Source organism: Rhodoferax sp. TS-BS-61-7, assembly GCF_002943465.1.
Lineage (GTDB): Bacteria > Pseudomonadota > Gammaproteobacteria > Burkholderiales > Burkholderiaceae_C > Allorhodoferax.
Genome location: NZ_PTQY01000009.1, coordinates 1 through 25,136 on the forward strand (window position 1 = coordinate 1; position 25,136 = coordinate 25,136).

The 25,136-nt window shown below is 64.3% G+C and carries 30 protein-coding genes; 15 read left to right on the forward strand and 15 right to left on the reverse strand.

Annotated elements, in window-relative coordinates; all coding sequences use genetic code 11:
• Nucleotides 1–171: 171 nt before the first annotated feature.
• The 5 genes from C5F53_RS18580 to C5F53_RS18600 form a co-directional block, all read right to left on the reverse strand.
• Entirely contained in the window at nt 172–1,710 is a 1,539-nt protein-coding gene (locus C5F53_RS18580; RefSeq protein ID WP_236635442.1) for a PglL family O-oligosaccharyltransferase, read from the reverse strand.
• Nucleotides 1,703–2,578: a hypothetical protein gene (locus C5F53_RS18585; protein ID WP_105262901.1), complete on the reverse strand. Its 876-nt coding sequence runs from the start codon at nt 2,576–2,578 to the stop codon at nt 1,703–1,705. The genes C5F53_RS18580 and C5F53_RS18585 overlap by 8 nt, the downstream gene beginning before the upstream one ends.
• 2 nt (nt 2,579–2,580) lie before the next feature.
• Entirely contained in the window at nt 2,581–2,985 is a 405-nt protein-coding gene (locus C5F53_RS18590; protein WP_105262902.1) for a 5-carboxymethyl-2-hydroxymuconate Delta-isomerase, read from the reverse strand.
• 102 nt (nt 2,986–3,087) lie between these two features.
• Entirely contained in the window at nt 3,088–3,948 is an 861-nt protein-coding gene (locus C5F53_RS18595) for a PA4780 family RIO1-like protein kinase (RefSeq protein ID WP_105262903.1), read from the reverse strand.
• 12 nt (nt 3,949–3,960) lie between these two features.
• Nucleotides 3,961–4,212: a hypothetical protein gene (locus tag C5F53_RS18600; RefSeq protein WP_105262904.1), complete on the reverse strand. Its 252-nt coding sequence runs from the start codon at nt 4,210–4,212 to the stop codon at nt 3,961–3,963.
• A 44-nt stretch (nt 4,213–4,256) separates the two neighbouring features.
• On the opposite strand from C5F53_RS18600, the gene C5F53_RS18605 reads away from it, so the two are divergent.
• Both C5F53_RS18605 and C5F53_RS18610 read left to right on the forward strand, forming a co-directional pair.
• Nucleotides 4,257–4,943 carry a LysE family translocator gene (locus C5F53_RS18605; protein WP_236635443.1) on the forward strand — a complete coding sequence of 229 codons (687 nt, stop codon included), beginning with the start codon at nt 4,257–4,259 and terminating at the stop codon, nt 4,941–4,943.
• Between the two features lie 9 nt (nt 4,944–4,952).
• Nucleotides 4,953–6,431, forward strand: coding sequence for a PLP-dependent aminotransferase family protein (locus C5F53_RS18610; RefSeq protein ID WP_105262906.1), 1,479 nt, complete (start codon nt 4,953–4,955; stop codon nt 6,429–6,431).
• On the opposite strand, the gene C5F53_RS18615 is transcribed toward C5F53_RS18610, so the two are convergent.
• The gene (locus C5F53_RS18615; RefSeq protein ID WP_105262907.1) at nt 6,400–7,308 is read right to left on the reverse strand and encodes a LysR family transcriptional regulator; all 909 of its coding nucleotides are present in this window, start codon (nt 7,306–7,308) and stop codon (nt 6,400–6,402) included. The two genes, C5F53_RS18610 and C5F53_RS18615, sit on opposite strands and share 32 nt — an antisense overlap.
• A 111-nt stretch (nt 7,309–7,419) precedes the next feature.
• On the opposite strand from C5F53_RS18615, the gene C5F53_RS18620 reads away from it, so the two are divergent.
• Both C5F53_RS18620 and alkB read left to right on the forward strand, forming a co-directional pair.
• On the forward strand, nt 7,420–8,277 hold the full coding sequence (locus tag C5F53_RS18620) for a pirin family protein (protein WP_105262908.1): 858 nt from the start codon (nt 7,420–7,422) through the stop codon (nt 8,275–8,277).
• Between the two features lie 86 nt (nt 8,278–8,363).
• On the forward strand, nt 8,364–9,014 hold the full coding sequence (gene alkB, locus C5F53_RS18625) for a DNA oxidative demethylase AlkB (RefSeq protein ID WP_105262909.1): 651 nt from the start codon (nt 8,364–8,366) through the stop codon (nt 9,012–9,014).
• Nucleotides 9,015–9,080: 66 nt separating this feature from the next.
• On the opposite strand, the gene C5F53_RS18630 is transcribed toward alkB, so the two are convergent.
• Nucleotides 9,081–9,866, reverse strand: coding sequence for a tRNA-uridine aminocarboxypropyltransferase (locus tag C5F53_RS18630; RefSeq protein WP_105262910.1), 786 nt, complete (start codon nt 9,864–9,866; stop codon nt 9,081–9,083).
• A 43-nt stretch (nt 9,867–9,909) separates the two neighbouring features.
• Here C5F53_RS18630 and C5F53_RS18635 point away from each other — a divergent pair, with 43 nt between their 5' ends.
• Entirely contained in the window at nt 9,910–10,452 is a 543-nt protein-coding gene (locus tag C5F53_RS18635) for a MepB family protein (protein WP_105263008.1), read from the forward strand.
• Here C5F53_RS18635 and C5F53_RS18640 read toward each other — a convergent pair.
• The 3 genes from C5F53_RS18640 to C5F53_RS18650 all read right to left on the reverse strand — a co-directional run bounded on the left by C5F53_RS18640 (nt 10,449) and on the right by C5F53_RS18650 (nt 12,837).
• Nucleotides 10,449–11,708 (reverse strand): type II toxin-antitoxin system HipA family toxin, encoded by a 1,260-nt coding sequence (locus tag C5F53_RS18640; protein ID WP_105262911.1) that lies wholly within the window; start codon nt 11,706–11,708, stop codon nt 10,449–10,451. The genes C5F53_RS18635 and C5F53_RS18640 overlap by 4 nt on opposite strands.
• Nucleotides 11,705–12,112 (reverse strand): helix-turn-helix transcriptional regulator, encoded by a 408-nt coding sequence (locus tag C5F53_RS18645; RefSeq protein WP_105262912.1) that lies wholly within the window; start codon nt 12,110–12,112, stop codon nt 11,705–11,707. The genes C5F53_RS18640 and C5F53_RS18645 overlap by 4 nt, the downstream gene beginning before the upstream one ends.
• Before the next feature lie 143 nt (nt 12,113–12,255).
• On the reverse strand, nt 12,256–12,837 hold the full coding sequence (locus tag C5F53_RS18650) for a DUF1439 domain-containing protein (RefSeq protein WP_105262913.1): 582 nt from the start codon (nt 12,835–12,837) through the stop codon (nt 12,256–12,258).
• Between the two features lie 89 nt (nt 12,838–12,926).
• On the opposite strand from C5F53_RS18650, the gene C5F53_RS18655 reads away from it, so the two are divergent.
• On the forward strand, nt 12,927–13,466 hold the full coding sequence (locus C5F53_RS18655) for a BRO family protein (RefSeq protein WP_201740895.1): 540 nt from the start codon (nt 12,927–12,929) through the stop codon (nt 13,464–13,466).
• A gap of 58 nt (nt 13,467–13,524) precedes the next feature.
• Here the strand turns inward: C5F53_RS18655 and C5F53_RS18660 are convergent, their stop codons facing one another.
• Both C5F53_RS18660 and C5F53_RS18665 read right to left on the reverse strand, forming a co-directional pair.
• Nucleotides 13,525–13,872 carry a VOC family protein gene (locus C5F53_RS18660; RefSeq protein ID WP_105262914.1) on the reverse strand — a complete coding sequence of 116 codons (348 nt, stop codon included), beginning with the start codon at nt 13,870–13,872 and terminating at the stop codon, nt 13,525–13,527.
• 86 nt (nt 13,873–13,958) lie between these two features.
• A complete protein-coding gene (locus C5F53_RS18665) occupies nt 13,959–14,858 on the reverse strand; it encodes a LysR family transcriptional regulator (protein ID WP_105262915.1) in 900 nt (299 codons plus the stop codon).
• A gap of 150 nt (nt 14,859–15,008) precedes the next feature.
• Between C5F53_RS18665 and C5F53_RS18670 the strand changes: the two genes are divergently transcribed.
• The 5 genes from C5F53_RS18670 to C5F53_RS18690 are packed head-to-tail and all read left to right on the forward strand — an operon-like array spanning nt 15,009 to nt 17,585.
• Nucleotides 15,009–15,557, forward strand: coding sequence for a carboxymuconolactone decarboxylase family protein (locus tag C5F53_RS18670; protein ID WP_105263009.1), 549 nt, complete (start codon nt 15,009–15,011; stop codon nt 15,555–15,557).
• Between the two features lie 31 nt (nt 15,558–15,588).
• On the forward strand, nt 15,589–15,942 hold the full coding sequence (locus C5F53_RS18675) for a CZB domain-containing protein (protein ID WP_105262916.1): 354 nt from the start codon (nt 15,589–15,591) through the stop codon (nt 15,940–15,942).
• A gap of 7 nt (nt 15,943–15,949) precedes the next feature.
• A complete protein-coding gene (locus C5F53_RS18680; RefSeq protein WP_105263010.1) occupies nt 15,950–16,429 on the forward strand; it encodes a nuclear transport factor 2 family protein in 480 nt (159 codons plus the stop codon).
• Nucleotides 16,430–16,438: 9 nt separating this feature from the next.
• On the forward strand, nt 16,439–17,077 hold the full coding sequence (locus tag C5F53_RS18685) for a pyridoxamine 5'-phosphate oxidase family protein (protein WP_105262917.1): 639 nt from the start codon (nt 16,439–16,441) through the stop codon (nt 17,075–17,077).
• Between the two features lie 40 nt (nt 17,078–17,117).
• Entirely contained in the window at nt 17,118–17,585 is a 468-nt protein-coding gene (locus C5F53_RS18690; protein WP_105262918.1) for a CreA family protein, read from the forward strand.
• 81 nt (nt 17,586–17,666) lie between these two features.
• On the opposite strand, the gene C5F53_RS18695 is transcribed toward C5F53_RS18690, so the two are convergent.
• On the reverse strand, nt 17,667–18,047 hold the full coding sequence (locus tag C5F53_RS18695; RefSeq protein ID WP_105263011.1) for a VOC family protein: 381 nt from the start codon (nt 18,045–18,047) through the stop codon (nt 17,667–17,669).
• 123 nt (nt 18,048–18,170) lie between these two features.
• Between C5F53_RS18695 and C5F53_RS18700 the strand changes: the two genes are divergently transcribed.
• Together C5F53_RS18700 and yjjJ are read left to right on the forward strand one after the other, a co-directional pair.
• Complete coding sequence (locus C5F53_RS18700) at nt 18,171–18,842, forward strand: helix-turn-helix domain-containing protein (RefSeq protein WP_105262919.1); 672 nt, start codon at nt 18,171–18,173, stop codon at nt 18,840–18,842.
• Nucleotides 18,843–18,949: 107 nt separating this feature from the next.
• The gene (gene yjjJ, locus C5F53_RS18705; RefSeq protein ID WP_105262920.1) at nt 18,950–20,326 is read left to right on the forward strand and encodes a type II toxin-antitoxin system HipA family toxin YjjJ; all 1,377 of its coding nucleotides are present in this window, start codon (nt 18,950–18,952) and stop codon (nt 20,324–20,326) included.
• Between the two features lie 68 nt (nt 20,327–20,394).
• On the opposite strand, the gene C5F53_RS18710 is transcribed toward yjjJ, so the two are convergent.
• Nucleotides 20,395–21,630, reverse strand: a complete 1,236-nt coding sequence (locus C5F53_RS18710) for a Fic family protein (RefSeq protein WP_105262921.1) — start codon at nt 21,628–21,630, stop codon at nt 20,395–20,397.
• Between the two features lie 141 nt (nt 21,631–21,771).
• On the opposite strand from C5F53_RS18710, the gene C5F53_RS18715 reads away from it, so the two are divergent.
• Nucleotides 21,772–22,338, forward strand: coding sequence for a YdeI family protein (locus C5F53_RS18715; RefSeq protein WP_105262922.1), 567 nt, complete (start codon nt 21,772–21,774; stop codon nt 22,336–22,338).
• Between the two features lie 118 nt (nt 22,339–22,456).
• On the forward strand, nt 22,457–23,398 hold the full coding sequence (locus C5F53_RS18720; protein WP_105262923.1) for a GSU2403 family nucleotidyltransferase fold protein: 942 nt from the start codon (nt 22,457–22,459) through the stop codon (nt 23,396–23,398).
• An 89-nt stretch (nt 23,399–23,487) separates the two neighbouring features.
• Here the strand turns inward: C5F53_RS18720 and C5F53_RS18725 are convergent, their stop codons facing one another.
• Nucleotides 23,488–25,107 (reverse strand): DUF2130 domain-containing protein, encoded by a 1,620-nt coding sequence (locus tag C5F53_RS18725; RefSeq protein ID WP_105262924.1) that lies wholly within the window; start codon nt 25,105–25,107, stop codon nt 23,488–23,490.
• Nucleotides 25,108–25,136 lie beyond the last annotated feature (29 nt).

Here is a 25,136-nt window from a genome sequence, read left to right on the forward strand (position 1 = left end):
GCGCATTGAACGCCTGCTTAACTCCAGACCGCGTGCATGCTTGGGCTTCAAGACCCCTGCTGAGGTACTCTCGGAACTGCGCAACCAATGTCGCGATTCGAACTAGAAATCAAGAAATTGGCCTCTAGCACCCGTAGATACTGCGCAAGTAGCTACTAAATGCATAGCAAATTACGGTAATTCTGTCTGCGCTTGATCGTAGTTGGCCTGCCACTGGCGACGGATGTGTTCGGTGGCCGCGCTCTCCTGGCCGAGCAGGCGGGCGCTTTCCAGCAGCGCCCCTATCACCCGGGGTTCGGGCGAGTAGTGCAGCGCCTGCAGGGCATCGGCGTACAACGCGGCAGCGTTTTCGGGGGCGGGGCTGGTGGTGGTGACACGGGCAAAACGCACCATGTCGCTGAACAGCCAGGAGGTTTCCACCTTGGCCAGGGTGTCGTCGCGGTAGGCCTCGGCCCGGTAGCTCTGGGGCAAGAAGAGTTGGCCCACGCGCCAGTAGTCCCAGCCCGTATAGGCCACCACAGCCAGCATGCCGGTGGCGGCCAGCAGACTCAGCGGCAGCTGCGCGGTGTCACGGGGCGCTGCGGGGGCATTCCGCCGGGTGCGCCACAGCAGCCACAGGCACAGCAGCGTGGCCAGCTGGAAGGGCCCGTACCACAGTGGGTACTCCAGCAGGCTGTGCAGCAAGATGGTGGCCAGGCCGGCCCAGGCCATTTGCCGCGCGGGGGCGGTGTCGCGCCAGGGCCGGGCCCACACCACGGCGGCCAATGCGCCGCCACACAGCAGCAGCGCGGCGGGCACGCCCAGCTCCACCGCCAGGTGCAGCGGCAGGTGGTGGGCGTTGTCCAGCAGTTCACAAAAACGTTCGCCCTGGTAGGGGGTGATGAAGTGCGCAAACTTGAGCTCACCCCAGCCCCAACCCAGCCAAGGTTGGTGGGCGATCAGCTCCAGCACATTGCGCCACAGAATGGTGCGACTCCCGCAGCCCGAGCTTTCCTGAAACCGTTGCAGTGCACTGGCGCCAGCGCTGGCTTGGCCGGTGCTGGCCTGCAAGCCCAAGGGCAGCGCCCAGGCTGCCAGCAGGTATAGGCCCACGGCCAGCAGGGTCCAGCGCAGCAGGCTGCGCTGCCCGTGGCGCCCCCACACCCAGGCCAGTGCCAGCAGCCCCAGCCACTGCAGCACGCCGGTGCGTGAGCTACTGGCCGCGTTGCCCAGTGCCAGCAGTGCGATGGCCAGCAGCACCCAGAGCCGGTGCTGGGGGCCTGGCGTGGGTGCCTCGTCCGCATGCACCGCCACCAGGTAGAGCAAGGCCACCAGGCCCAAGGACGTGAGCGACGCAAACTGGTTGCGCTGGCGCAGGTTGGCATAGGCTTGGCCTGGTGTGGATGCGCTGATCCAGCCGTCAAACACCAGCCCTTCTGCGCCAAAGTACTGCAACACGCCTGCCCCTGCACTCAGCAGTGCGGCCCCCAGCCAGCCCCAGGCCAGCGTGTGCGCCAGTGTGCGCGCGTCCACACGCGGCCCATATCCCACCCATGCCACCAGCAGCACGGCGCCGCAGCCCACGGACAGCAGGCGCTGCACCATCTCGGGGTTGGGGCCCCAGGTCATGGGGCTTAACCAAGGCGCCACCATGGCCAGGGTGGTGGCCAGGGCCCACACGGCCAGCCCCAGCGGCCCCAAGGGTGGGGTGTGCCAGTAGGGTCTAGTCACGGGCCCAGCAGTTGTGTTCGGTGCGCACCTCGTTGTGCACCCAGTATTCGTTGCCGCCGGTAAGCGTAAACACCCCACCCAGGCTGCCCGCCTGGGCCAGGCGGTAACCGCTGCCCAGCGCTTGTGCACAGGCGGCATCGGCTGCGCCGCGCGTGGCGAACTGGTTGCCCCGCACATCGTCGGGTGTGGCGCGCACATCCTGGTAGCCGCTGTTGCCCTCGGTCACCTGCTTGGCGCAAGCCAGGGGGCGCGGGGTCACACAGCTTTGGGGCTGCACACACTGAAAGCCGCAGCCGTTGAGGTCTTGCGCGGTGGCCGGCACCACCACCACACTGCCGGTGGGTGTGCCCGCCGCCAGTGCCGTGCCAGACGCACTGTGCACCGGAGGCAGCGTGGCCAGCACCTGCGCATTGGCGTCCAGCTGCGCCGCCACATCGGCCACCGACTTCAGCACCTCGGCCCGGCAAAAACGCCCCACGTGCACCGGCGAGGTGTCGCTCACGCAGTCGTAAAAAATGCCCGTGGCGCTGCGCACAATCGGCACATAACGCAGCCGCACGGCACGGCCCTCCACCTTGGCATCCAGCGTTACCAGCAGGGTGCTGTCGGCTTGCAGGGCCCAGGTTTTTACGCCGCTTTGGGGGGGCACTGCGGGCAACACCAGGTCACCACTGGCCGCCGCCTGTTGCTGCTTCAAAAAATACGCATGCAGCGGCCGCATCAGCGCCGCCGCATCATTGCCCGCCCAGGCCTCGTAACGCTCCAGGTTGATACGCGCCGTCTCGCTCCCCAGGCGCGACCAGCTGAAAAAAATCAGCAGCGGCACGGCCACGGCCAGCAGCAAACCCCATCCACGCATGCGCGACATGGCTAGGCCTTGTTAAACAGCGGGTGCAGCGTGCTGTGTTTGCCATCAAACACCTCATGCCCTTCGTCGATCTGCAGCGTGATGCCCAGTGGCTTCTGGGCCAGCAGCGTGGCAAAGTGCGCGCCCACGGCGGCCGTCAGCGCGTCACCCATCTGCTTTTGCAGCGCCGCGCTGCGCCCGCGCGCAATGCGCAGGTTCAGGTAAACAAAGCCGTAGTCGCCTTTGCCGTCGGCCACCGCGCTGTGCGCCGCCGGGTAGGCCAGCACGCGCACGCCACCGGTGGGGAACACCTGTTTGCCGGTCTCGTCGCGCTGCGCCAGCATGGTGTCGGCCATGGTGCGGCACAGGGCGGACATATCGCTCTCGCGGTCCAGGTTGGCGGTGTACAGAATGACCAGGTGGGGCATGGCAGGTTCCTTGGGGGGAGATCGGTTTATACAAGAAATAGGCCGCTAGCCCACGTTCTGTATGCGCAAGAAGCTATTGTATTAATAGCAAATCGGGCCTGCTTAACCCGCCGTCGCCATGCGCAGCCGGCGCGCCGCGTCTTCGGCGCGTGCATCGTCAATCTCGCGCAACACGCCTGCCATGTCCACATCGGCATGGGCACGTTCGTAGTGGCCGGTCAGCACCGTCTCGTTGCTCAGCAGGCCGCCCTGGTACAGGCTCCAGATCTCGGGGCCGTAGTCGGTGGTCAAGAGGGCGGGGGCAAACTGGCCAAAGAAGTCGCGCAGGTTGGCCACGTCCCGCATTAGCATGCGCTGCGCGTGGTTGTTGCCCGCGGCGTCCACGGCCTGTGGCAGGTCAATGATCACCGGAAAGTCCACGCCATCAGCGTTGGCGAGAAGGATGTTGAACTCCGACAAATCCCCATGCACCACGCCCGCACACACCATGCGCACCACCTCGGCCACCAGCGTGGCGTGGTGTCGCAGCGCTTGGGCTTCGGTAAATGCCACATCGTTCAGACGCGGGGCGGCGTCGCCGTTCGCATCGGTCACCAGCTCCATCAGCAACACACCGTCGTGAAAATTGATCGGCTGTGGCACACGCACACCAGCCGCGGCCAGGCGGTACAACGCGTCCACCTCGGCGCTTTGCCACGCAGCCTCTTGCTCCTGGCGGCCAAACTTGCTGCCCTTGGCCATGGCGCGGGCCGAGCGCGAGTTTTTCACCTTGCGGTTCTCGGTGTAGTCCACCGCCTGGCGGAAGCTGCGGTTGTTGGCCTCTTTGTAGATCTTGGCGCACAGCGTTTGCTCGCCCGCGCGCACCACAAACACCATGGCCTCTTTGCCGCTCATGAGCTGGCGCACCACGGTGTCGATCAGGCCCTCTTCAACAAGGGACTGCAGTCTGGGGGGAGCTTTCATGGCCTGCCGTGCTTAACGGCGCGGCAGCGACCAGCCGGCCTTCTGGTTGGCCGGGTTGTTTTCGTAGTCCCAGATGGAGCCGCAGCGGTCGCAGCGGTAACGCGTCACCGTCACAAAACGGCCAGCGCGCTCTTCCTTGCGGTTGTCGCCCTGCACCAGTTCGGCGTGGCCAGGGGCGCGGCGCCAGTTGCGCTGGATGCCGCGGCAGGGTTCGCACAGGGCGGCTTCTCGTGCCAATTCGGCGGCTTTGTAGTTGTCGGTCATGGGGAGATTGTCGCCGCTGCGGGCCGCAGCCCCTCTGTAGTGCTGTGCAGACTGATACAGCGCAGCACTGCACCACCCTGCCTGTGCAGCACGGCGGCCCGGGCCGCTTCTACATTCGAGTCCACTTTTGCTGGAGCCTGCCCATGTGGACCGACCTACTGCCCCTGATGACCTACTGCTTTGTGATGTCCAGCACGCCCGGGCCCAACAACGTGATGTTGGCCACCTCGGGCGCGCTGTTTGGTTATCGCCGCGCGCTGCCACAGATTTTTGGCCAGGTGAGCGGGGTGGCGGTGCAGACCTATGTCACCTGCCTGGGGCTGGGCAGCCTGTTCGTGGCCTTCCCGGTGCTGCACCAGATTCTGCGCATCACCGGCGCCGTGTACCTGATCTATCTGGCCTGGAAACTCTGCGCCAGCTCCATCGGCGAGGCACAGGCTGCCAAGCCGCTGAGCTTTGCGCAGGCCGCCCTGTTCCAGGCGGTCAACCCCAAGAGCTGGGTGCGGGCGATCACGCTGGCCACAGTGTTCATGCCGGCGGGTTTGAGTGCACCTATGGGCGCGCTGGTGGTTGCCGTCGTGGGCGCAGTGATCGGCATTCCCAGCGTCTCGATGTGGGCGCTGTTTGGGGTGGCCATCCGCCGCCTGCTGACCGACCCGCGCAAGCAGCGCATCTTCAACCTCAGCATGGGCGCCATGTTGGTGGTGCTGGCGATCAGCTTTCTGCGCTAACCTTGCTTCATGTTTCCCTTAGACCGCAACGCGCCCACGCCGCTCAGCGACCAGATTGAGCTGGGTCTGCGCGGGCGCATCAGCGGCGGCCAGCTGCCCGCTGCGGCGCGCCTGCCGTCCATCCGCCAGTTGGCCGGGCAGTTTGCAGTCAGCCCCAACACCGTGGTGGTGGCCTATGACCGGTTGATGGCGCTGGGCCTGATCGAGTCGCGCGGCACGGCCGGTTACTTTGTGCGCGAGACGCGCCCGGCCAGCCCCATGCCCGATGCGGCGGCGCTGGAAGCCGGGGAAGAACAAGATGGCGTGTGGTTTGCCCAGCAGGCCAATGACCAGCGCGCCGGTGTGCTGCTGGCCAGCAGTGGCGCGCTGCCGCCGTCGTGGCTGCAAGACGCCGTGCCCGCCACCGTGGTGCAGCGCGGCCTGGCACGTGCCAGCGCCGGCATGGCCTCGCGCTGCCCGCCGCAGGGCCTGCCCGATTTGCGCGAGCGCATCGCCATGGTCTTGCGCGGTGTGGGCATTGCGGTGGACGCGGGCCGCATCCTCACCACGCTGGGTGGCACGCACGCCATTGACCTGATTTGCCGCGCCTTCTTGCAGCCCGGCGACACCGTGCTGGTCGAAGACCCCGGCTACTTTTTGATGTTTGAGCGCCTGCGCAAAGACGGCATTCGGGCCATCCCCATCCGGCGCAACCCCGATGGCCTGGACCTGGCGCAACTGGAAGCCGCCTGCCGCGAACACCACCCGCGCCTGCTGTTCATCCAGACCGTGCTGCACAACCCCACCGGCTGGAGCAGCACTGCGGCCAACCTGCACAAGGTGCTGATGCTGGCGCAGCAATATGGGTTTTTGATTGCCGAGGACGATGTGCACGGCCACTTTCACCCTGGCCATGCCACGCGCCTGGCCAGCCTGTCGGGGTTGGACCGCGTCATCTACTACTCCAGCTTCTGCAAGGCCCTGAGCCCCGCGCTGCGCATGGGCTATATGGCGGCCGAGCCGGTGCTGCTCAAAGCGCTGATGCGCGAAAAGATCTGCTCGATATTGACCGGCCCCGCATTCAACGAATATGTGCTGCTGGAGGTGCTGGCTGCCGGGCGCTGGCGCAAGCACCTGGACCGCCTGAACGCCAAACTGCTGGCCGCCCGCCACGCCAGCGCGCGGCAGCTGACAGACGCCGGTTTGCAGTTAGACCACCCTGGTGAAGGCGGCCTGTTTTTATGGGCCACGGTGCCCGGCGATATTGACCTGACCCTGCTGGTACAAGACGCCTACCGCAACAAGATTGTGCTGATGCGCGGCGCCACCTTCAGCGCCAACAACCAGGCCGATGCCCACATCCGCTTCAACGTGGCCTTCAGCCAGCAGCCCCGTTTGGCGGACTATTTGCGCGAGCGCTTGCAGTCGCTGGCTGGTGCCCGTGCGGCGCTGGCCCGGGTGGGCACGCCGGGGCAGCTCAGTCCTGCGTCTGCCCCATCACAGCCGTAAGGCGCTGCACCGCCATCTCTACAAACGCCGTCACCGCGCGCGGCACATGGCGGCGGCTGGGGTAGACCACGTACATGCCGGCCGGCGCACTGGCCACGCCGGGCAATACCTCCACCAGCGCGCCATCACGCAAGCTGTCGCGCAGTGCATTGATGGGCAGCAGGCAAATGCCCAGACCCGCCTCGGCCGCCTTGCGCTGCGCCTGGCCGGTGCTGGCGCCCAGGCGCCCGTGCACGGCCACTTGCACTGGGCCGCTGGGCCCGTTCAGGTTCCAGGTGCCGTGGCCACCCGTGTGGGCGGGGCAAATGCAGTCGTGCGCGGTCAGGTCGGCGATGGTCTGCGGCGAACCACGCGCGGCCAGGTAGGCCGGGCTGGCGGCCAGCGCCAGGTAGCTGCTGACCAGCTTGCGTGCCACCAGACTGGAGTCCGGCAGCTCGCCACTGCCGCGAAACGCTACGTCAATACCCTCGCCCACCACATCGGCCATGCCGTCGCTCAGCACAAACTCCAGCTGCACCGCCGGGTGTGTGGCCAAAAACGCGGCCACCCAGTCCATCGCAAAGTAGTCAAAAAAGCCCGAGGGCGCGGCCACGCGCACGTGGCCTTTGGGCGCCTGGTCGTTGCCGGCCAGCGCACTGGCTGCGTCCTGCAGCGTGGCGATCTGCGCCGCGCTCTGGTCAAACAGCGTGCGGCCCGCGTCGGTCAGCGTCAGTTTGCGCGTGGTGCGCTGCAGCAGCCGGGCTTGCAGGCTGTCCTCCAGCTGCGCCACCTGGCGGCTCAGCGTGGTGGGCGGCATACCCAGCCGCCGCGCTGCCACGGCAAAACTCCCGGCTTGCACCACCTGCACAAACAGCGCCATCTGGTTCAGGTCCAGCATCTCATTCCTAACAAAAACGGCATAGTGAATGCCAATTGTGGCGTCTACACAAGTAATAGGGCAAGCCCTAACCTACAGACATCGCTTGATTCACCGTTTAAGGAGATCACCATGTTTGCAGCCGCTACCGCCGAAGTTACCGTCCAACAACGCCCCATCGTCCACCGCACGCGCGGTAGCAGCCATGGCGCCATCACGCGTCTGGTCAGCCCTGGCGACCTGGGCGAAGTGCTCAAGCCTTTTATCTTTCTGGACCGCTTTGAAGTGCCCGCCGGTGGCCAGCCGCCCCGCTTTGGCATGCATCCGCACTCGGGCATTGCCACGCTCACCTATTTGATGAGCGGTCAGACCGCCTATGAAGACACCACCGGCGAACATGGCGCGAAAGGCGTGTTGCCCAATGGCGGCGTGGAATGGATGATGGCCGGCGGCGGCGTGTGGCACACCGGCGCGCCCGACAACACCGAGCGCGTGCTGGGCTTCCAGCTCTGGGTGGCCATGCCGCCCGAACTTGAGCTGGCCGAGGCGCACAGCATCTACCTGGGCCCCGAAGGCGTGCCCCACGCTGGCCCCGCGCGCGTGTTGCTGGGTGCGTACGAAGGAAAGGTCAGCCCCATCCCCGCACCGTCCAACATGACCTACCTGGGCGTGCACCTCAAGGCCGGTGAGACCTGGCGTTTTGCGCCGCCCGCCGGCCACACTGTGGCCTGGGCTGCGGTGGGTGAAGGCGTGCTCACTGCGCCCGCCGCGTTGCGCACGGGTGACCTGGCGGTGTTTGACGAGGCTGGCGGTGCGATTGAATTCGAGGCGCAAACCGACACCGCCTTTGTGCTCGGCTCGGGTGTGCCGCATCCGCATGAGCTGTTCATGGGGAACTACTCGGTGCACACCAGCGCAGCCGCGCTGCACCGCGGCGAGGCCGGCATCCGCGAGCGCGCGCAGCTGCTGCGCCAGCAAGGGCGCATGTAAGGCTCGGCTGCAGGGCCGGTGAGCTATGGCGTTGGCTTGAATGCTGTGTAAAAATACAGTATTCAAAGCCTGCCCTTGCCCGCCCCGTGGACCTGTTTGACGACCTGCCCTTAGCTTCTGAGGACCTGCGCACCGCCATCGCGCCCGGTGCCGTGCTGCTGCGCGGCCTGGGCCGGGCGGACGATGTGCAGCTGCTGGCCGCGGTGGAGTCCGTCATCGCCCAGCTGCCGCTGCGCCACCTGCAAACGCCGGGCGGCCACACCATGTCCATCCAGACCACACGCTGCGGCAGCATGGGCTGGGTGTCTGAGCCCGGTGGCTACCGCTACGCCCCGCGCAACCCCGGCACACGCCAGCCTTGGCCCGCCATACCCCAATGTTTGATGGACTTTGCCGTGCGCGCCGCCACGGAGGCCGGCTACCCCGGCTTTGTGCCCGACTCCTGCATGGTCAATCAGTACCTGCCCGGCAACAAACTCGGCCTGCACCAGGACCGTGACGAACGCGACCTGCGCGCACCGGTCGTGTCGCTCTCACTGGGACTTCCCGCCACCTTTCTGTTTGGCGGCTTGGAGCGTACCGGTAAAACCCAACGCTTGCGCCTCGCCCATGGCGACGTGGTGGTCTGGGGCGGCCCGTCGCGCCTGGCGTTTCACGGCGTGTTGCCGGTGGCCGATGGCGACCACGCGCTGGTGGGGCGGCGGCGCGTCAACCTGACGTTTCGCAAGGTCGGCTGATACATAGCCAAATAGGTCTCTAGTCCTCGTTGAATATGCGCGAGCAGCTCCTAAAACAGGAGCGATTTAACGCTGCTGTCCCAGCGCCCGCAATCTGCCATGTGCCTCGCCATTCCGGTCCGCCGGCTGCTGGTGTTTGGCTTGCAGGTAGTGGTGGGTAAACACGTCCAGGTAGGCCTCCAGCGTTTGGGCGGCCAGGCTTTCGCCGGCCAGCTCCAGGCACAGGGCGCCCACCTCGCTGGTGCAAAAGTGGTCGTCGCGGCGGCTGCGGCGCAGCGTGTAGCGCGACAGCTGCTCGGGCTGCAGGCTCAGCACCGGCAGCGTGTTCAGGTAGGGGCTTTTGCGGAACATCTTGCGTGCCTCGGGCCAGGTGGCGTCCAGCAGGATGAACAGCGGGCGCTTGCTGGATGGCTCGGCGGCGAATGGTGGCTCTATCAGCTGCGTCACCACCCGCTCGGGCGCTACAAATTCACCAGGAAACACCACATACGGCTGCCACTGCGGGTCGGCCAGCAGTGTCAGCAGCGCGGGGTCTACCTCGGTGCGGGCCCAGCCAAACGCGTAAGTGTCGGCCACCACGTCGGCAATCAACCAGCCGGTGTTGCTGGGCTTCAGCGCTTCGATGTCGGCCATCAGCAGGCACACACCGGCGCGCGTGGGCACCATGGGGCGTTCGGCGCACAGGCAGTGGCTCAGCACCAGGCGGCAGCCTGCGCAGCGCGGTACGTCGGAGCCACCGCGCGCGAGGAAGGGTTTGGTGGCGCGCGCCAGGCGCGCGGTGCGCAGGCGCGACACCGCATGGGGCGTTGGGGGCGTGTGTGGGGCGGCTTGCAGGGCAGCGGCAGGGGTCATGCGCCCGAGTATCGCCCGCCGCCGCAGCCGCTACCATGCGCCCATGTTTGCCCCACCCACCTTGCCGTCCACGGCCAGCACCAGCCACCCCGACCTGCAAGCCGCGCAAGCCCTGGCCTACGCCCCCAGCGGCCTGGTCTGCACCCATGTGTTTCCCGAGGCCGAGAGCGCGGACTACGGCGCCCACACCCTGCTGCTGGGCGGCTTGCGGGTGTGTTTTCGCGTCGCCAAAACCACGCCCACCAAAGTCGGCCAGTTCGTTACCGTGTGGAAACGCGTGGGCCGCGGCCCAATACAACCGTTTGAGCTGGGCGACCCGGTGGACCTGTTTGTGGTCAGCACCCGCAGCGGGCCCCACTTCGGGCAGTTTGTGTTTCCCATAGCGGCGCTGGCGGCGCATGGCGTGGTGGCCCAACCTGGCAAAGACGGTAAGCGCGCCCTGCGTGTCTACCCGCCGTGGGACACCCCCACCAGCCGGCAGGCGCTGGCCACGCAGGCCTGGCAGCGCGCGTACTTTTTGAATTTATCGGAAGGCCACGCGGTGGACCTGGTGCGCGCCAGGCACCTGCTGGCCGCGCCGCGTTAGCAAAATGCCTTGCGCTGCAGTCGCAACGCATCGCGGTCGATGCTGGCCTGAAGCAGCGCCATGTCTGCCGCGCACACGCCCTGTTGCCGAAAATGGCCTTGCCACTGGTCTACGGCGTGTGCCACCTCGCTCACGAGTGCCTGAGCACGTGGCACGGAGAGGCCAAACTCCTTGCGCTCCGACAACGCGTTGTCCAAGGTGGACTCGGTGCCCCGTGCGCCCACCACCATGGCCTGGTAGCCCAGGTTCTGCAAGCTGGGCACCACATCAAATGCCGGGGCCAGTTCGTAGTAACCGTCAAAACCCAGGCGCAGGCAATGGTTGCGCTCATGGTCGTCCGTGTTGTCCATCAGGATGTTGAACACCATGCGTTTGAACAACTCTTCGCGCATGGCGGCCTGGCGGTCCGGGTGGCCCAGGCGCAGCAGCACCGTGGCCAGCGCGCTGTAACTCTCGGGCAGGCGTGCTGCCCTCAGCACAGTGTGGGCCGACAGGCAATGCAGCCGCAGCGGGCCCTGTCTGTCAAAGCGCTGGATCGTCAACGCGTGGCGTGTCTTGCCGTGGCGCGGTGGCAGCGTCAGCAAGCCGGTGGATGCAACCGTGATGCCCGCCGTGGCGGCCAAGGTCATGGTGGCGTGTTCGATGCAGGGCGTGTCTACCGGGTCGTCCAGCTCGCTGAACTTCACCACACACGGGCCGTCCGGTGTTTGCAGCAAGGCCTTGGGCCGCGCACCGCCCAGGGTCACACCGGGCTGCACCAGGCGCTGGATCTGCGGCGTGATGGGGGTCTGCTGCTGCACGTCCTCCACGGCCTGGGCCAGTTGCGCCAAGTCGCCAAGTTGCGGGTAGGGGCCGATGCGGCGGGGTATGTATTGCTCTGCAGACACCGAAATGCCCAGCGCCCCGAAGCGGTCATCGCCGGCAAACAGTAGCATTTCCAGCACCGACAGTCGGGCCGGGCGTTCGACGTGGCGGATGATGCGCTCGCCCCAGCGGTCCGGTCGTGCATCGTCCAGCGCGCCCGGCACGCTGCTGCGCTCACCCACGCTGAAGTCTTGCCCCGCAATCAGCGGCAGGTCTTCGCTTAGCGGGAAGTTCCACCACGTCGGCGCATAGGTAAATACGGCACAGTCGGGCACCAGTGGCGACAGCCGCAGCTCGCCCACCAGCGCGGGGCTGGCTGGGTTGACCAGCGCCCACACGTAGAGCCGGTCTTGTGGCACGTAGCTGCCGGGCTGGATGTCGGCGGCATTCATTGGGGCTTGTCCAGTCCCTGTGCGGCGATCAATGCGGCCAAACCCGTCGCCACATCACCGCCGCGCTGGCTGCGAGCGGTGGTTGCAGGCAATGCGCGCTTGGGTTGGATGCGCACAATCTCGCGCTCCAGCGCCGCATGGTCCTGCTGCGGAGCGATCAGATCGGCCAGCACTGCAGACGGGTTGATCAGCCATATACACATGGCATACGAAGCCATGGCCACCGACGGGTCCCCGCGCTCGATGCGCGCCATGGTGGGCTGTGAAACACCCAGCCGTTTGGCCCACTGCGCCTGCGTTTCCTTGCGCCGCTTGCGCGCGATGACGATGTTTTGCGCCAGCAATGCAATCTGCTGGACGACGGCTTGCGGGTAGTCAGACGGTTTGGTGTTTTGTACTGGCATTCATAGATATTAGCAAAATACCTTATTTTGTTTAATCTATAAATTAACGTCCAATTACACAGATTGCACATCAATCGAATTAAAGCATCATAGATGTCAAAAAATACCCAATAACCAAAACATCTATGAATAACTATAGTGTTTCAGAGCGGTTTTGGCACAAAACCTATCGTCAGCCCCTCGTCGGTCACGGTGATACTGCCCGGCTGCATGCCCAGGCCATCGGGCAGGGCCAGGTCTTGCGGGCGCATGCGGTGCAGCACCACCTCCAGCAGTGTGCGTTCGGCCAGTGCAGGGCCGTAGGTATTGAGCAGTGCCACCACGCCGGGCTGCAGCGTGGGGAACTGCAGGCGCTTCAGGCGCAGCTGGTGCGCGCGCACCGTGCGGTCCGCCACTTCGTAACGCAGCGCAAACGCCACCTCCAGCGTGCCCTGGTGGCTGCGGTTGAGTGCCGGGCCGGCCGCGTCCACCACCATCTCGGCGCCCAGCCGGTTGACCGCGGGAAACAGGCGCAGCGTGGGCACCTGCACATCCAGGTTCAGCAGCCCCGGCACCGGGTAACGCAGCGGAAAACGCTGCCCCACCGCCGCCTGCAGCGCAGCGGCAGATACCTTGTAGTGCGGCAAGGCTGTGGCGGCGTCGTCCGGCTCGGGTTCAGGCTCCGCCCACGCTAACTGGGAGAGCGGCAGGCACAACGGGGTGGCAAGAAAAAAGCGGCGGAGCATCTTGGAAATCTTAGAGGTATCGGGGATGCTGTGTAAAACAACAGTATTTGTCGTGCAGCGCCAACCATGCTGCCGCTCAAGGGGCCACCATGAAAATTCTGCCAACCGACTTTGACGGCCAGTCCATCCGCCGCGTGTTTGATGAGGCCACCGAAACCTGGTGGTTCTCGGTGGTGGACGTGGTGCAGGTGCTGACGCAGCAGCCTGACGATTTGACCGCTCGCAAATACTGGAATCAGCTTAAGCGCCGTTTGAACAAGGAGGGCAGCCAACTGGTGACAAACTGTCACCAGTTGAAAATGCCCGCGGCTGACGGCAAGCAGCGGCTCACCGATGTCGCCACCGCCGAAACTTTGCTGCGCCTGGTCCAATCCGTCCCCAGCCCCAAAGCCGAACCCATCAAACTTTGGCTCGCCAAAGTGGGCTACGAGCGCATGCAAGAAATGGCCGACCCCGCCCTCTCGCTCAACCGCGCCCGCCACACCTGGCAGCAACACGGCCGCAGCGACAAGTGGATTCAGCAGCGCATGACCGGGCAGGCAAGCCGGTGGTGTCGGGGCAGAACTACCTGGCGGCCCCAGCGACCAAAAATCTCAAAACATCCAGCAAGTCATCTGGCTGAGGTTTAAGGGGAATCATCCGCTGGCGACCGTGGATATTGCGCCAACAGCTATCAAAACCATAGTGTTACTTCTTGGGCGGCCGGTACATCGCGCAGATCTTGTTGCCATCCGGGTCGCGCAGGTAGGCCAGGTAGAGCGTGCCCACGCCGTTGTCGCGCAAGCCGGGCGGCTCTTCGCAGCTGCTGCCACCGTTGGCCACGCCCGCCGCGTGGAAGGCATCGGCCTGCTCGGGCGATTCCATCTTGAAGCCAATGGTGCTGCCATTGCCATGTGTGGCCGGCTCGCCGTTCAGCGGCTGGGTAATGCCAAAGTTGCCCGTGGGGCTGCGGTAGAAGTAACGCTGAACCATGCCGTTGTGGTTGGCAATGCCGGGGCCAATGCCCAGCGTGCCGAGCATGGCGTGGCTGAACATGGTTGTCTCCTCGTTGGAACCGGGGGCATGGTACGCCAAGCCCCAGGCCGCGCGGTGTGGGTGAGATAGTGCGCGTTCGTTGCCAGTCAGTTCAGTGAGGGGTCGTTGCGCAGCCGCTCTATGGCAAGGTCAATAAACGCCCGCACTCGGCGCGAAGCCTGTCGACCCTCGCGGTGCACCACATGCACTGGCAGGGGCTCGGGCTCAAAGTCGGTAAGCACCGTTTTGAGCTTGCGTGCGCGCAAGTGCTCCGCCACCTGGTACGACAAAAGGCGCGTGAGCCCAAAGCCGCCTACCACCGCCGCAATGGCCGAGTCGTTGGTAGTGGTGGTCATGCGCGCCTGCAGGCGGATGGACAGCGGTGTGCCGTCCTGCTGCATGCGCCACTCCGGGTTGGGCGTCACGCTGCTGGCCGAGACGATGGCGTGTTGGTGCAAGTCGTCCGGTGTGAGCGGAATGCCCTGCGCCTTGAGGTAGGCCGGCGATGCGCACACCACGCGCCGCACCTGCCCCACGCGGATGGCCTGCATGGTCGAGTCCGGCAACTCACCAATGCGAATGGCCACGTCTGCGCCCTCGTCCACCATGTTCACCACGCGGTCCAGAAACAGGCACGACGCCGTCACCTCCGGGTAGCGCTGCAAATACTCGCTCACGATGGGCGTCACAAACTTGCCCCCGAACAACACGGGCGCAGTGATGGTGAGCCGCCCACGCGGCGCGCTGTGTTGGCCGGTCACCGACTCATCCGCCTCCGCCATCTCCGCCAGGATGCGGCGGCAGTCCTGCACATAGCGCTCGCCCGCATCCGTCACGCGCACGGTGCGCGTGGTGCGCGTCAGCAGGCGCAGGCCCAGGTGGGCCTCCAGCTCATTTACGGCGCGGGTTACCGCCGGTGGCGAGATGGCCAACTTGCGCGCCGCCCCCGCAAAGCCGTGGGCATCCACCACCGCCACCAACACATTCATCAGGTGAAAACGGTCCATATTGTTCCAGTAAGTGGAAGAGTGAATTTAATCTGACGCTGATTCTATTTGTTGCGCCATCTAAATACAGTTCACCCATTCGCTGCCCACTGCGTATTTGCAACGCAGCGAATCCAGGCAACCCGCCCTTAACCCTTGAAGGAAAACACCATGTCCCGTATCAGCATTCCTACCGTCGAACAATCTGTCGAAGCATCCAAGCCGCTGCTGGCTGCCGTGCAAAAGTCTCTTGGCGTCACGCCCAACCTGATGAAGGTCGTGGGCCACAGCCCCGCCGCGCTGGAGGGCTACTTATCCCTCAATGGCGCGGTAGGCAAAGGCAAGCTGACAGCACAGCTGCGCGAGCGCATTGCACTTGCCATCGCAGAATTCAACGGCTGCGACTATTGCCTCTCTGCCCACGACTACCTGGGTGCCAACGTAGCCAAGCTCAGCCGCTCGGAACTCGACGCCGCCCGCGACGGCCATTCGGAAGACGCCCAAGTAGAAGCCGCCTTGCACTTCGCCTTGCAAGTGGCAAAAGCCCGTGGCCGTGTGTCCGATGCCGATCTGGCCGCAGTGCGTCTGGCCGGGTTTGATGAAGCCAGCATCGTCGAAATCGTCGTCAACGTGGCGCTCAACGTGCTGACCAACTACGTCAACAACGTGGCCCACACCGACATCGACTTCCCCCAAGTCAGCGCCAAGCTGGCCGCGTAAAGCAACCCAACCCGATCGCAGAAAGAAGACCATGGACCTCAACAACGCCGTACAAAAGCATGCCGAATGGAAGGTGAAACTTCGGTCTGCGATCGCCAAACACGAACAAATGGACGTTGCCACCCTGTCGCGCGACGACTGTTGCGAGCTCGGCCAATGGCTGCATGGCGATGCCAAGGCACGCTTCGGTCAGCTTGGCGCCCATGCAGACTGCGTGCACAAGCACCAGGTGTTTCACGACGAAGTGGCCAAGGTGGCCACCGCCGTCAATGCCGGTCGCTACACGCAGGCCGAAACCATGCTGGGTGCATCCACCGGCTTTTTCAAGGCGTCCAGCGCGCTCAGCGTGGCCTTCATGCAGTTGCGCAAAGCCGCAGACATCTAAGGTGCCCATGCTGACCCTCGGAGCCCTCAAGCCACCGCTGCCCCCGTTTGACGCAGACACCGCCGCCCGCAAAGTCCGCCTGGCCGAAGACGGCTGGAACAGCCAGAACCCCGCCCGCGTGGCGCTGGCCTACACGCCCGACAGTGTGTGGCGTAACCGCAGCGAGTTCTTGTTGGGCCGTGACCAGATCAGCGCCTTCCTGGCCCGCAAATGGAGCCGCGAGCTGGACTACCGCCTGGTCAAAGAGCTGTGGGCCTTTGCGGGCAACCGTATTGCCGTGCGTTTTGCCTACGAGTGGCACGACGTGCAAGGCCAGTGGTTCCGCAGCTACGGCAACGAAAACTGGGAGTTCAACCCCCAGGGCCTGATGCAGCGCCGCATCGCCAGCATCAACGACCTGGCCATTGCCGAGGCCGACCGCCAATTTCGCTGGAGCGGTGCGCGCCGGCCCGACGACCACCCCTCGCTCAGCGAGCTTGATTTGTAAGGAGTCCCCATGTCCGCCTCTCCCGCCTACACCAGCGACGTCGCCTTCACCCCCGCCGTTAAAGCCATCCAGACGCGCAAGGGTTCGCGCCACGGGTATGCGCGTATGGAGCAGGCGGGCGGCTGGCAGGTCGCTATCAGCGTCGAGCTGGCCGACTTCATTGCCGCCCAAACCAGCATCTACCTGGCCACCGCCAACGCCGACGGCCAGCCCTACATCCAGCACCGGGGCGGCCCTGCGGGGTTCATCCAAGTGCTGGACGCCCACACGCTCGCCTTTGTGGACTATGCGGGCAACAAGCAATACATCAGCGCCGGCAACCTGTCGGAGAACCCCAAGGCGCATATGTTCTTGATGGACTACGCCCACCGCCAGCGCATCAAGATCTGGGGCGAGGCGCGTGTGGTGGAAGGCGATGAGGCGCTCATTGCGCGGCTCATGCCGCAAGGCTACAAAGCCCGCCCCGAGCAAGTCATCCTCTTCACCGTGACCGCGTGGGACGCCAACTGCCCGCAGCACATCCCGGTGCGCTTTGAGGCCGCCGACGTGACCGCTGCGCTGGACGCGCGCGATGCGCGCATCCAGGCGCTGGAACTAGAGGTGCAGCAGCTGCGCGCCCAGCAGGCAGGCTCAACGCCACATGGCTGAAAATGGGTCATCTACCCCTTTTCAATCCAGAGTGTTGCCCATGAAAAAACGAATCGCTTCCCTGCTGCTCAGCAGCCTTGCACTGGCCGCCAGCGCCGAGACCGTGGGCACCGTCAGCACCACCTTCAAACTGCTGAGCCCCAACGACAAAGTGGTGGTCGACGTGTTTGACGACCCGGCAGTCAACGGCGTGGCCTGCTACCTGTCACACGCCAAAACCGGCGGCTACGCTGGCGCGCTGGGCTTGGCAGAAGACACGTCCGACGCCGCCGTGGCCTGCCGCCAGGTGGGCCCCATCAGCTTTAAAGAGAAAGTCGACAAGCAAGACGAAGTGTTCAAGGCCAGCGCCTCCTTCCTCTTTAAACACGTGCGCGTGGTGCGCATGGTGGACGTGAAACGCAACACCCTGGTCTATCTGGTGTACTCCGACAAGATCATCGACGGCAGCCCCAAAAACAGCGTTACCGCGGTGCCCGTGCCCGCGGAGCTGCCCATTCCGGTGAAATAAGGCCTGCATACCCAATCGGCCCGCAGGGCCCACGGAATATGCGCAAGCAGCTATCAAAACCGGAGTGTCTCTGCGCTGCGTTCAGCCCATGGGTGTGCACAACTCCACCAAGAAGCCGTTGATGTCGGCCACATAGGCAATCGTCTGGCCCCAGGACATGGTTTCTACGGGGTGCTTGAGCGTGGCACCCGCCGCCAGCGCGCGCGCCAGTGCAGCGGCTACGTCTGGGGTGCACAGTGCGATTTCGGAGCTGGCTTTGTCGGGGTCGGCCACCTGGGGGGTCTTGCCCATCTGCTGCAACAGGCTGTGGGAGCAAAAAGCCAGGGCCGTGCTACCCGTGTCGAGTTCGCCAAAGTCGCCCCCCTCGGCCAGAAAACGTGTCTTCAAGCCAAAAGCAGCGTCATAAAACTTGAGTGTTGCGGGCACGTCTGGCACGTAGAGAATGGTGTAGCCGAATTGCATGGCAAAGCTTTCTTGGAGTTGCGTAAAGCCTGCACGATACGCGGTGTGCCAGCCCGCTGTCTTGTAAAAAACCGCCACCTCGCAGCCGCCCGACACGCGGCATGGCGTAGGCACAATGGGCCCATGGCCCTGTACACCGCCACCGTCGACATTTGGCAACACCACGCCCGCACCGCCCACGCCACCACCGTGGTGCCCGACGGCTGTTGCGACCTCATCTGGCACGCCCTACCGGGCCAAGCCCCGCAGTGGTTTGTGACGGACCTGGCCGACCAACGCTACGACGTGCCGGGCACTGTGGATGAGCGCTACTCGGGCTATCGCATGCAGCCGGGCACCTCGATAGACCGGGCGCGTCTGCTGGCTGCCGTGGCTGCGCGGCCCGGCTGCGATGCCGCCGACATCTTGCCGATCTTGCACGACTGCATACGGCTACACGCCCCGATACACGACGCACTGCTGGCCCTGGCCGACAGCCCTAGCGTGGCCCGCGCAGCCCGCGCGCTGGGGGTGGCCGAGCGCACCTTGCAGCGCGTGGTGAGCACGGGCACCGGCCAACCGCCGGCCTACTGGAAGCGCCTAGCCCGCTTGCGCCGTGCAGCCCGTGCCATTGCGCAAGTACCAGCACAAACACCCCTGCAGGCCGCCACACTTGCCGAAACTGCTGCCGACTGGGGCTACGTGGACCAAGCCCACATGACCCACGAATTTCGCCGTTGGCTGGGTACCACCCCCGCTGTCCTGCGGGAGCTGCCTGGCATGCAAGTGGCGCTGGCGGCCACCGGGTATGGCTAGAGAGGGGTGGGCCTTGATTTTTTTGCATAAATATCTATTCAAAAACAGGTCTAAATGATTGATTTAAAAAGAGATTAATAAAAATAAATCTATTCATATAATCATTCATGGCCGCCACCCCAGACCTCTCCGCAAACATCTTGCAGGCCCTGCGCCGCCAGGGCGGGGCGCTCAGCAGTGCCGAGCTGCAAGCGGTGCTGGGGGTGAGCCAGCCCACCGTGTCGCGCGCGCTGGCCCCGCTGATTCAGTCGGGCGAGGTGCAAAAAGTGGGCGCAGCCCGCAAGCAGCGTTATGTGCTGCCGCGCACCGTGCGCGACGTGGGCCGCAGCGTGCCCATCATGCGCATTAACGCGCAGGGCCAGCCCAGCCCGTTTGGTCGCATGGTGCCACTGGTGAGCACGGGTGCTAAGGGCGCTGTGTGGGTGGACGAAGAAGACGGCCTCTCCCAGCGCTTTGACGGCCTGCCCTGGTTTCTGGACGACATGCGCCCCCAGGGCTTTATGGGCCGCACCTTTGCCAGCAGCCACCCCGAGCTGCAGCTGGGCAACGATCCCCGCTTCTGGAGCGACGACGACGTGCTGCGCGCCCTGGCCCTGTGTGGCGACGACCTGCCCGGCAACCTGGTGGTGGGCGAGGCGGCGTTTGCCCGCTTTCACAGCCTGCCGCAGCGGGCCAGCCGCGCGGCGTCAACCGCCGACTACCCGGCCCTGGCCGATTCGGCCATGCAGGGCAGCATGGGCGGCTCGTCCGCCGGGGGCGAGCAGCCCAAGTTCTGCACCATCGTCGGCCGCAGCGCAGATGCATCGGGGGATGCGCCCCGCCATGTGCTGGTCAAGTTCTCCCCCGCAGGCGACGCCCCTACCGACCAGCGCACCCGCGATCTGCTGGTCTGCGAACACCTGGCCCTGCAAACGCTGGCCAGCGCAGGCATTGCCGCCGCTACCAGCCGCATCAGCACAGGCGCGGGCCGCGCGTTTTTGGAAGTGGAGCGCTTTGACCGCACACCCATCAACGCCGCCAACCCGCTGGGGCTGGGGCGCATCGGCATGGTGTCGCTCATGGTGTACGACGCCGAATACGTGGGTGCCATGGACAACTGGGCCGCCACCGCCAACCGCATGCAAGAGCGCGGGCTGCTGCGCCCTGCCGATGCGCGCACCCTGCGCCTGCTAGAGGCATTTGGGGAGCTGATTGCCAACACCGACCGGCACTACGGCAACATCTCCTTGCTGCTGGACGATGACGACTGGGCCCTGGCCCCCGCCTACGACATGCTGCCCATGCTCTACGCCCCCGTGGGCGGCGAGCTGGTGCCCCGCAACTTTGCAGACCGCCCCCTGCAGCCCACCGCCGCCACCCTGCCCGAGTGGCCGCAGGCCCTGGCCCTGGCCCGCAGCTTCTGGGCGGCGGCCAGTGCCGATGCGCGTATATCCGCCGGGTTCCGGCAGATTGCTGCGGAAAATTTAAGCCATATTGGCCGCTAGCGCCCGTGGAATATGCGCAAGCAGCTATTAAAAATATAGCAAATTTGCAACCCCAAGCATTCGCAAACTCAACCCTTCACCGCCGGCTGCTCCCAGCCCGGCACGTTGACCGCATAACGCGTGGCCTTGCCCACGCCTTCTATGCGCAGCAGCCCTTTGTCTGCCAAGTCCACCAAATCCCGCGTGGCGGTGGCTTTGGACGTACCAGTGATCTTGGCGTATTTGTCCGTGGTCATGCCACCCAAGAAGCCCCCACCCGAGCCCACATGCCCGGCTTCCAGCAGGCGCTCTAACACCTTGCGCTGGCGTTCATTGGTTTGGCATTGGGCTGCTCGCAGGCGGAAGTGCGCCTTGTCCGTCGCGTCCCGCACCACGGTCTGGCTGGTGATGCACGCATGGGTAAACGCCTGCACAAACCATTGCACCCACGGCGTTGCGTCAATCGAGTGGGCCTCGGGCGCAATGGCACGCAGGCGCTGCGCGTAGTTCAGTGCGTCGTAATACGCGGCGCGGGTTTTGAGCATTTGGTGGGCCAAGCCATACACCCGCACCAGCGCCGGGCTGGCTTGTGCGTCATGCGCGTGCATGTCCTGGGCCAGCGCCATGTCCGCCAACGCGCGACCCAGGCGACCATTGCCGTCCTCAAACGGGTGTATGGATTCAAACCACAGGTGCACCAGCGCCGCGCGGGCAATGCCGTTCATGGCGGTGGCACCCGCAGCAGGTCGCGTGCTTTCAAACCATGCCAAGAACCGCCCCATCTCCGCAGCCACCTGGGCCGAGGGTGGTGCCTCGTAGTGCACCACCTCGCGGCCTAGTGCTCCGCTGACGATCTGCATGGCGTCAAAGTGGCTGCGCAGGCGGCCCACTGCAATGCGCGTGATGCCCGAAGTGCCCCCAGGAAACAGCGCCGACTGCCAGCGGCACAGCCGGTCCAGGTCCAGCGCGTCGCTGTGGTGGGCCAGTGCGTCTTGCATCACCTCCACCAGGCCTTCCACATGCCGGTCACCGCCCGGCGCATCTGCCAAACTGAGCCGGTGCGCCACTGATGATCTGAGGGATTCGATATTGAGCTGCTCGCCTTCAATAGCCGCAGTGGCCAGCGCCTCTTGCACCCACAGCTCGCGCTGCACCGCGTTGGCCTGCTCCAGCCCAATAGCGCCCAGCAGCCCCAACAAGCGGCCCTGTTCCAACCTGGCTTGCTCTAACGCGGGGGCCAGCGCCGCTGCATCCCACGTGAGCTGCGGCCAAGCGCGGTGCTGCCAGATATAGCGTGGGGATGAGGGCGGGGGTTGGGCGGGCATGAGGCATATTTTAAGCAATGCGGCTCAAAAAATGAGGTGTATTTGTAAGAATGCGGGTCAACGAGGCGCAGATGGAGGATGGATTTAAGTGTTAAAACTGGATGTAGACCCCGTGGAATATGCGCGAGCAGCTATTAATTAATGAGCAACAAAACACCCCGTACATTTGAAACCCCCGAGCAGCTCCACGCCTGGCTGCAAGCAAACCACGCCAGCGAGACCGAGCTGTGGGTGCGTATCTTCAAAAAAGGCACCGGCCAGCCCAGCGTCACGTGGGACGACTGCGTGGTGGCCGCCATCGCCTGGGGCTGGATCGACGGGGTGCGCAACGCCTTGGACGACACCTCGTTTCTGCAACGCCTGACGCCGCGCCGCGCGCGCTCCAACTGGTCGCAGAAAAACGTGCAGCATGCCGAGCGGCTGATAGAGCAAGGGCGCATGCAAGCCGCCGGCCTGGCGCAGGTAGAGGCCGCGCGCAGCGATGGGCGCTGGGCCAGCGCCTACGCCGGCAGCGCCACCATGGAGATACCCGAAGACTTTTTGGCGGCGCTGCAGCAAGACCCCGTAGCCCAAGCCTTTTACGCGACCCTGAAGCGGCAGCAACTGTTCACTATCTACTACCGGCTCACCAGCGCCAAGCGGGCGGAGACGCGGCAGAAGCGGATGGCAGAGATGCTGGTGAAGCTGGCGCGTGGGGAAAATCTTTGAAGTTTGCAGCTAGCGCATGATCCGCACCAAGCTATTAAAAGTGACATATAGAGATTTGTAAGTATCTGAATTTAAACAATTTACGGTATGAAATACAGAATTAAGATAGTATGCCGAAATGCTAGAAGCCAGCGCCACCATCGCACGCCAATACATTGACGCCGTCTCCACCTTCGAGGCTTTGGAAGAAGCCCAAGAGGAAGCAGCCCACGTGCGCGGCGGCATGTACTGGCATGCAGGGCCAGCCTCATCACCCGATGCCAAATACCTGGTGCGCACCACTCCCGCCGGGGCTGAAACCAGCTTGGGCCCGCGCACGCCAGAAAACGAGGCTATTTACGAGCGCTTCATCCTGCGCAAGCGCGAAAGCGCAGAGCGCGTGTCTGGCCTCAAAGCTGCCCTGGAACAACACCAGCGCCTGAACCGTGCCCTGCGCGTGGGCCGCGTGGACCCGCTGGTGGTGGCTTTGCTGGGCCGCCTGGCCAGCACCCAACTGAGCCCGCATTTCCGGGTGGTGGGCACCCACGCGCTCTATGCGTATGAGGCCACTGCCGGGGTGCGGCTGGATTCGGACACGCTGGCCACCCGCGACATGGACCTGCTGTGGGACACCCGCAAGCGCATCCTCTTCTCGACCCAGCTTGCCAAAGTAGACAGCTCCATGCTGGGCGTGCTGAAAAAGGTGGACAGCAGCTTTCGTATCCGCAAGAGCCAAAAATACACCGCCGTCAACAAAGACGGCTTTGAAGTCGACATCATCCGCCGCGAGCGTGCAGGCGACGACCCGCACCCCATCAAACTAAGCGATGAAGACGAAGACTTCTGGGTGGCGCAGGCGCGCCGCGCCAATGTGCTGCTGGACTCCCCCGCCTTTTCTGCCGTCATTGTGGCCACCAACGGCACCATGGCGCGCATGAACACCGTGCACCCCGCCACGTTTGTTGCCTTCAAGCGCTGGATGGCGAACCAGCCCGACCGCGAAGCCCTGAAGCGCCGTCGAGATGTGTTGCAGGCAGATGCGGTGCAAACGCTGCTGGATACGTATCTGCCGCAGGTTTGAGTGCCAAATGGGCCTCTAGCCCAGCTGGAATGTGCGCTACCAGCTATAAAAACCGTAGCAATTTGCCGTATCTCTCGGCTCAGCGGGGCCTAGTCTGTCTCAGCCGAGCTCAAGGGGCCTGGCAGCTCGGCAAATTTTGCCGCCATCGTGGGGTTGCCCCGAGTGAGCTTTTTGATCGTCAGGTCGTCGGCCTTGTCGTTGGCGAGTCGTAAATTGTTCGCAGACTTGTGCAGCGCTTCCTTGGTTTTTTCCAGGTCCTTAATCGCATCGTCAATGCGCTTGATGGCTTCTTCAAAGCCTTCGGAGGCAAGGCGCCAATTGCGCCCAAACGCCGTCTTGAATTCGTCGAGCTGGGTTTCAAACTTCGTAATGTCCACGTTCTGTGAGCGCACTAGCGCCAGCTCGGACTTGTACTTCATCGAGTTCAAAGCGGCATTGCGCAGCAGCGTAATCAGCGGCACAAAAAACTGCGGCCGCACCACATACATCTTTGGATAGCGGTGCGAGACATCGACGATGCCGCTGTTGTACAACTCGCTCTCCGGCTCTAGCAGGGACACCAGCACCGCGTACTCGCAAGCCTTTTCCGTGCGGTCCTTGTCCAGCTCTCTCAGAAATTCTTCGTTCTTCTTCTTGGTTACCGTATCGTCGCTCTCGTTCTTCATCTCAAACATGATGGAGACGATCTCGGCGCCGCTCTCATCCGACTCGCGAAAAATGTAGTCGCCCTTGCTGCCATTGCGGGCGTCGTTGTCCTTTTCAAAATGTGCCCGCTGAAAGGCGGCAGCACGGATGCGGTTGAACTCGATTTCGCAGTGCTGTTCCAGGGTTTCACCCACCATCTTGGTCGATAGCCGCGCCTTCATGTCCCGCAGGCGCTCAATCTCCCCATCACGGTCGCGCAGCTGCAAGGCGAATTGCTCCTTGATGGCTTTCTCTTCCAGCTGATTTCTCACGGTGATGAGGCTGAGGTCATTTTTCAACCCATCGCGCTCCAGGGCGACCACACCCACGGCTTCATTCACGGCCAGCTGGCGCGCCACGTCGCCGGCCTCCAGCTTGGCTTGCAGCGCCTGAATTTCAGCGTCCTTTTTGGCGGCAGCCCCTTGCAGCTCATGGGCCAGCTTGGCCTCGGCCAACTGAGCAGCTGCCTGCTGCGCGTTGCGCGCTTGCTCAAGTTCGTTCGCTAGCCCATCGCGCTCTTTGCTGACCGCGCCCAAAGCCTCTGTCACCGCCAGCTTGCGTGCTACCTCAGCCGCATCAAGTTGGGCCTGCAAGGCCTGAATCTCCGCATCTTTGCGCGCCGCAGCCCCTTGCAGCTCATGGGCCAGCTGGGCCTCGGCCAGCTTGAGCGCCGCCTGCTGTTCCTGCTTGGCCTGCGTGAGCTCGTTGGCGATGGCATCGCGCTGCTTTTCTACCTTGCCCAAGGCCTCGGCCAGCGCAAGCTTGTTCGCTACCTCGCCCGCGTCGAGTTGGGTTTTTAGCGCCTGAATCTCTGTGTCTTTGATGGCCGCAGCTTTTTGCAGTTCATTGGCGACCTTCGCCTCGGCCAAGGCAATCGCGTCGCGCTTTTCCCGCTCGGCCAGCTCCAGCCGCTCGTGCAACTGTTTGTCAAAATCGCCATCACGTACCTGCTTGAGGATGTCGGCGTACCCCGCTTCGTCGATCTTGAAGGCTTTGCTGCAGTGTGGACAGATGATTTCATGCATGACGACTGGGTCTCTCATTTTTGGTTGGC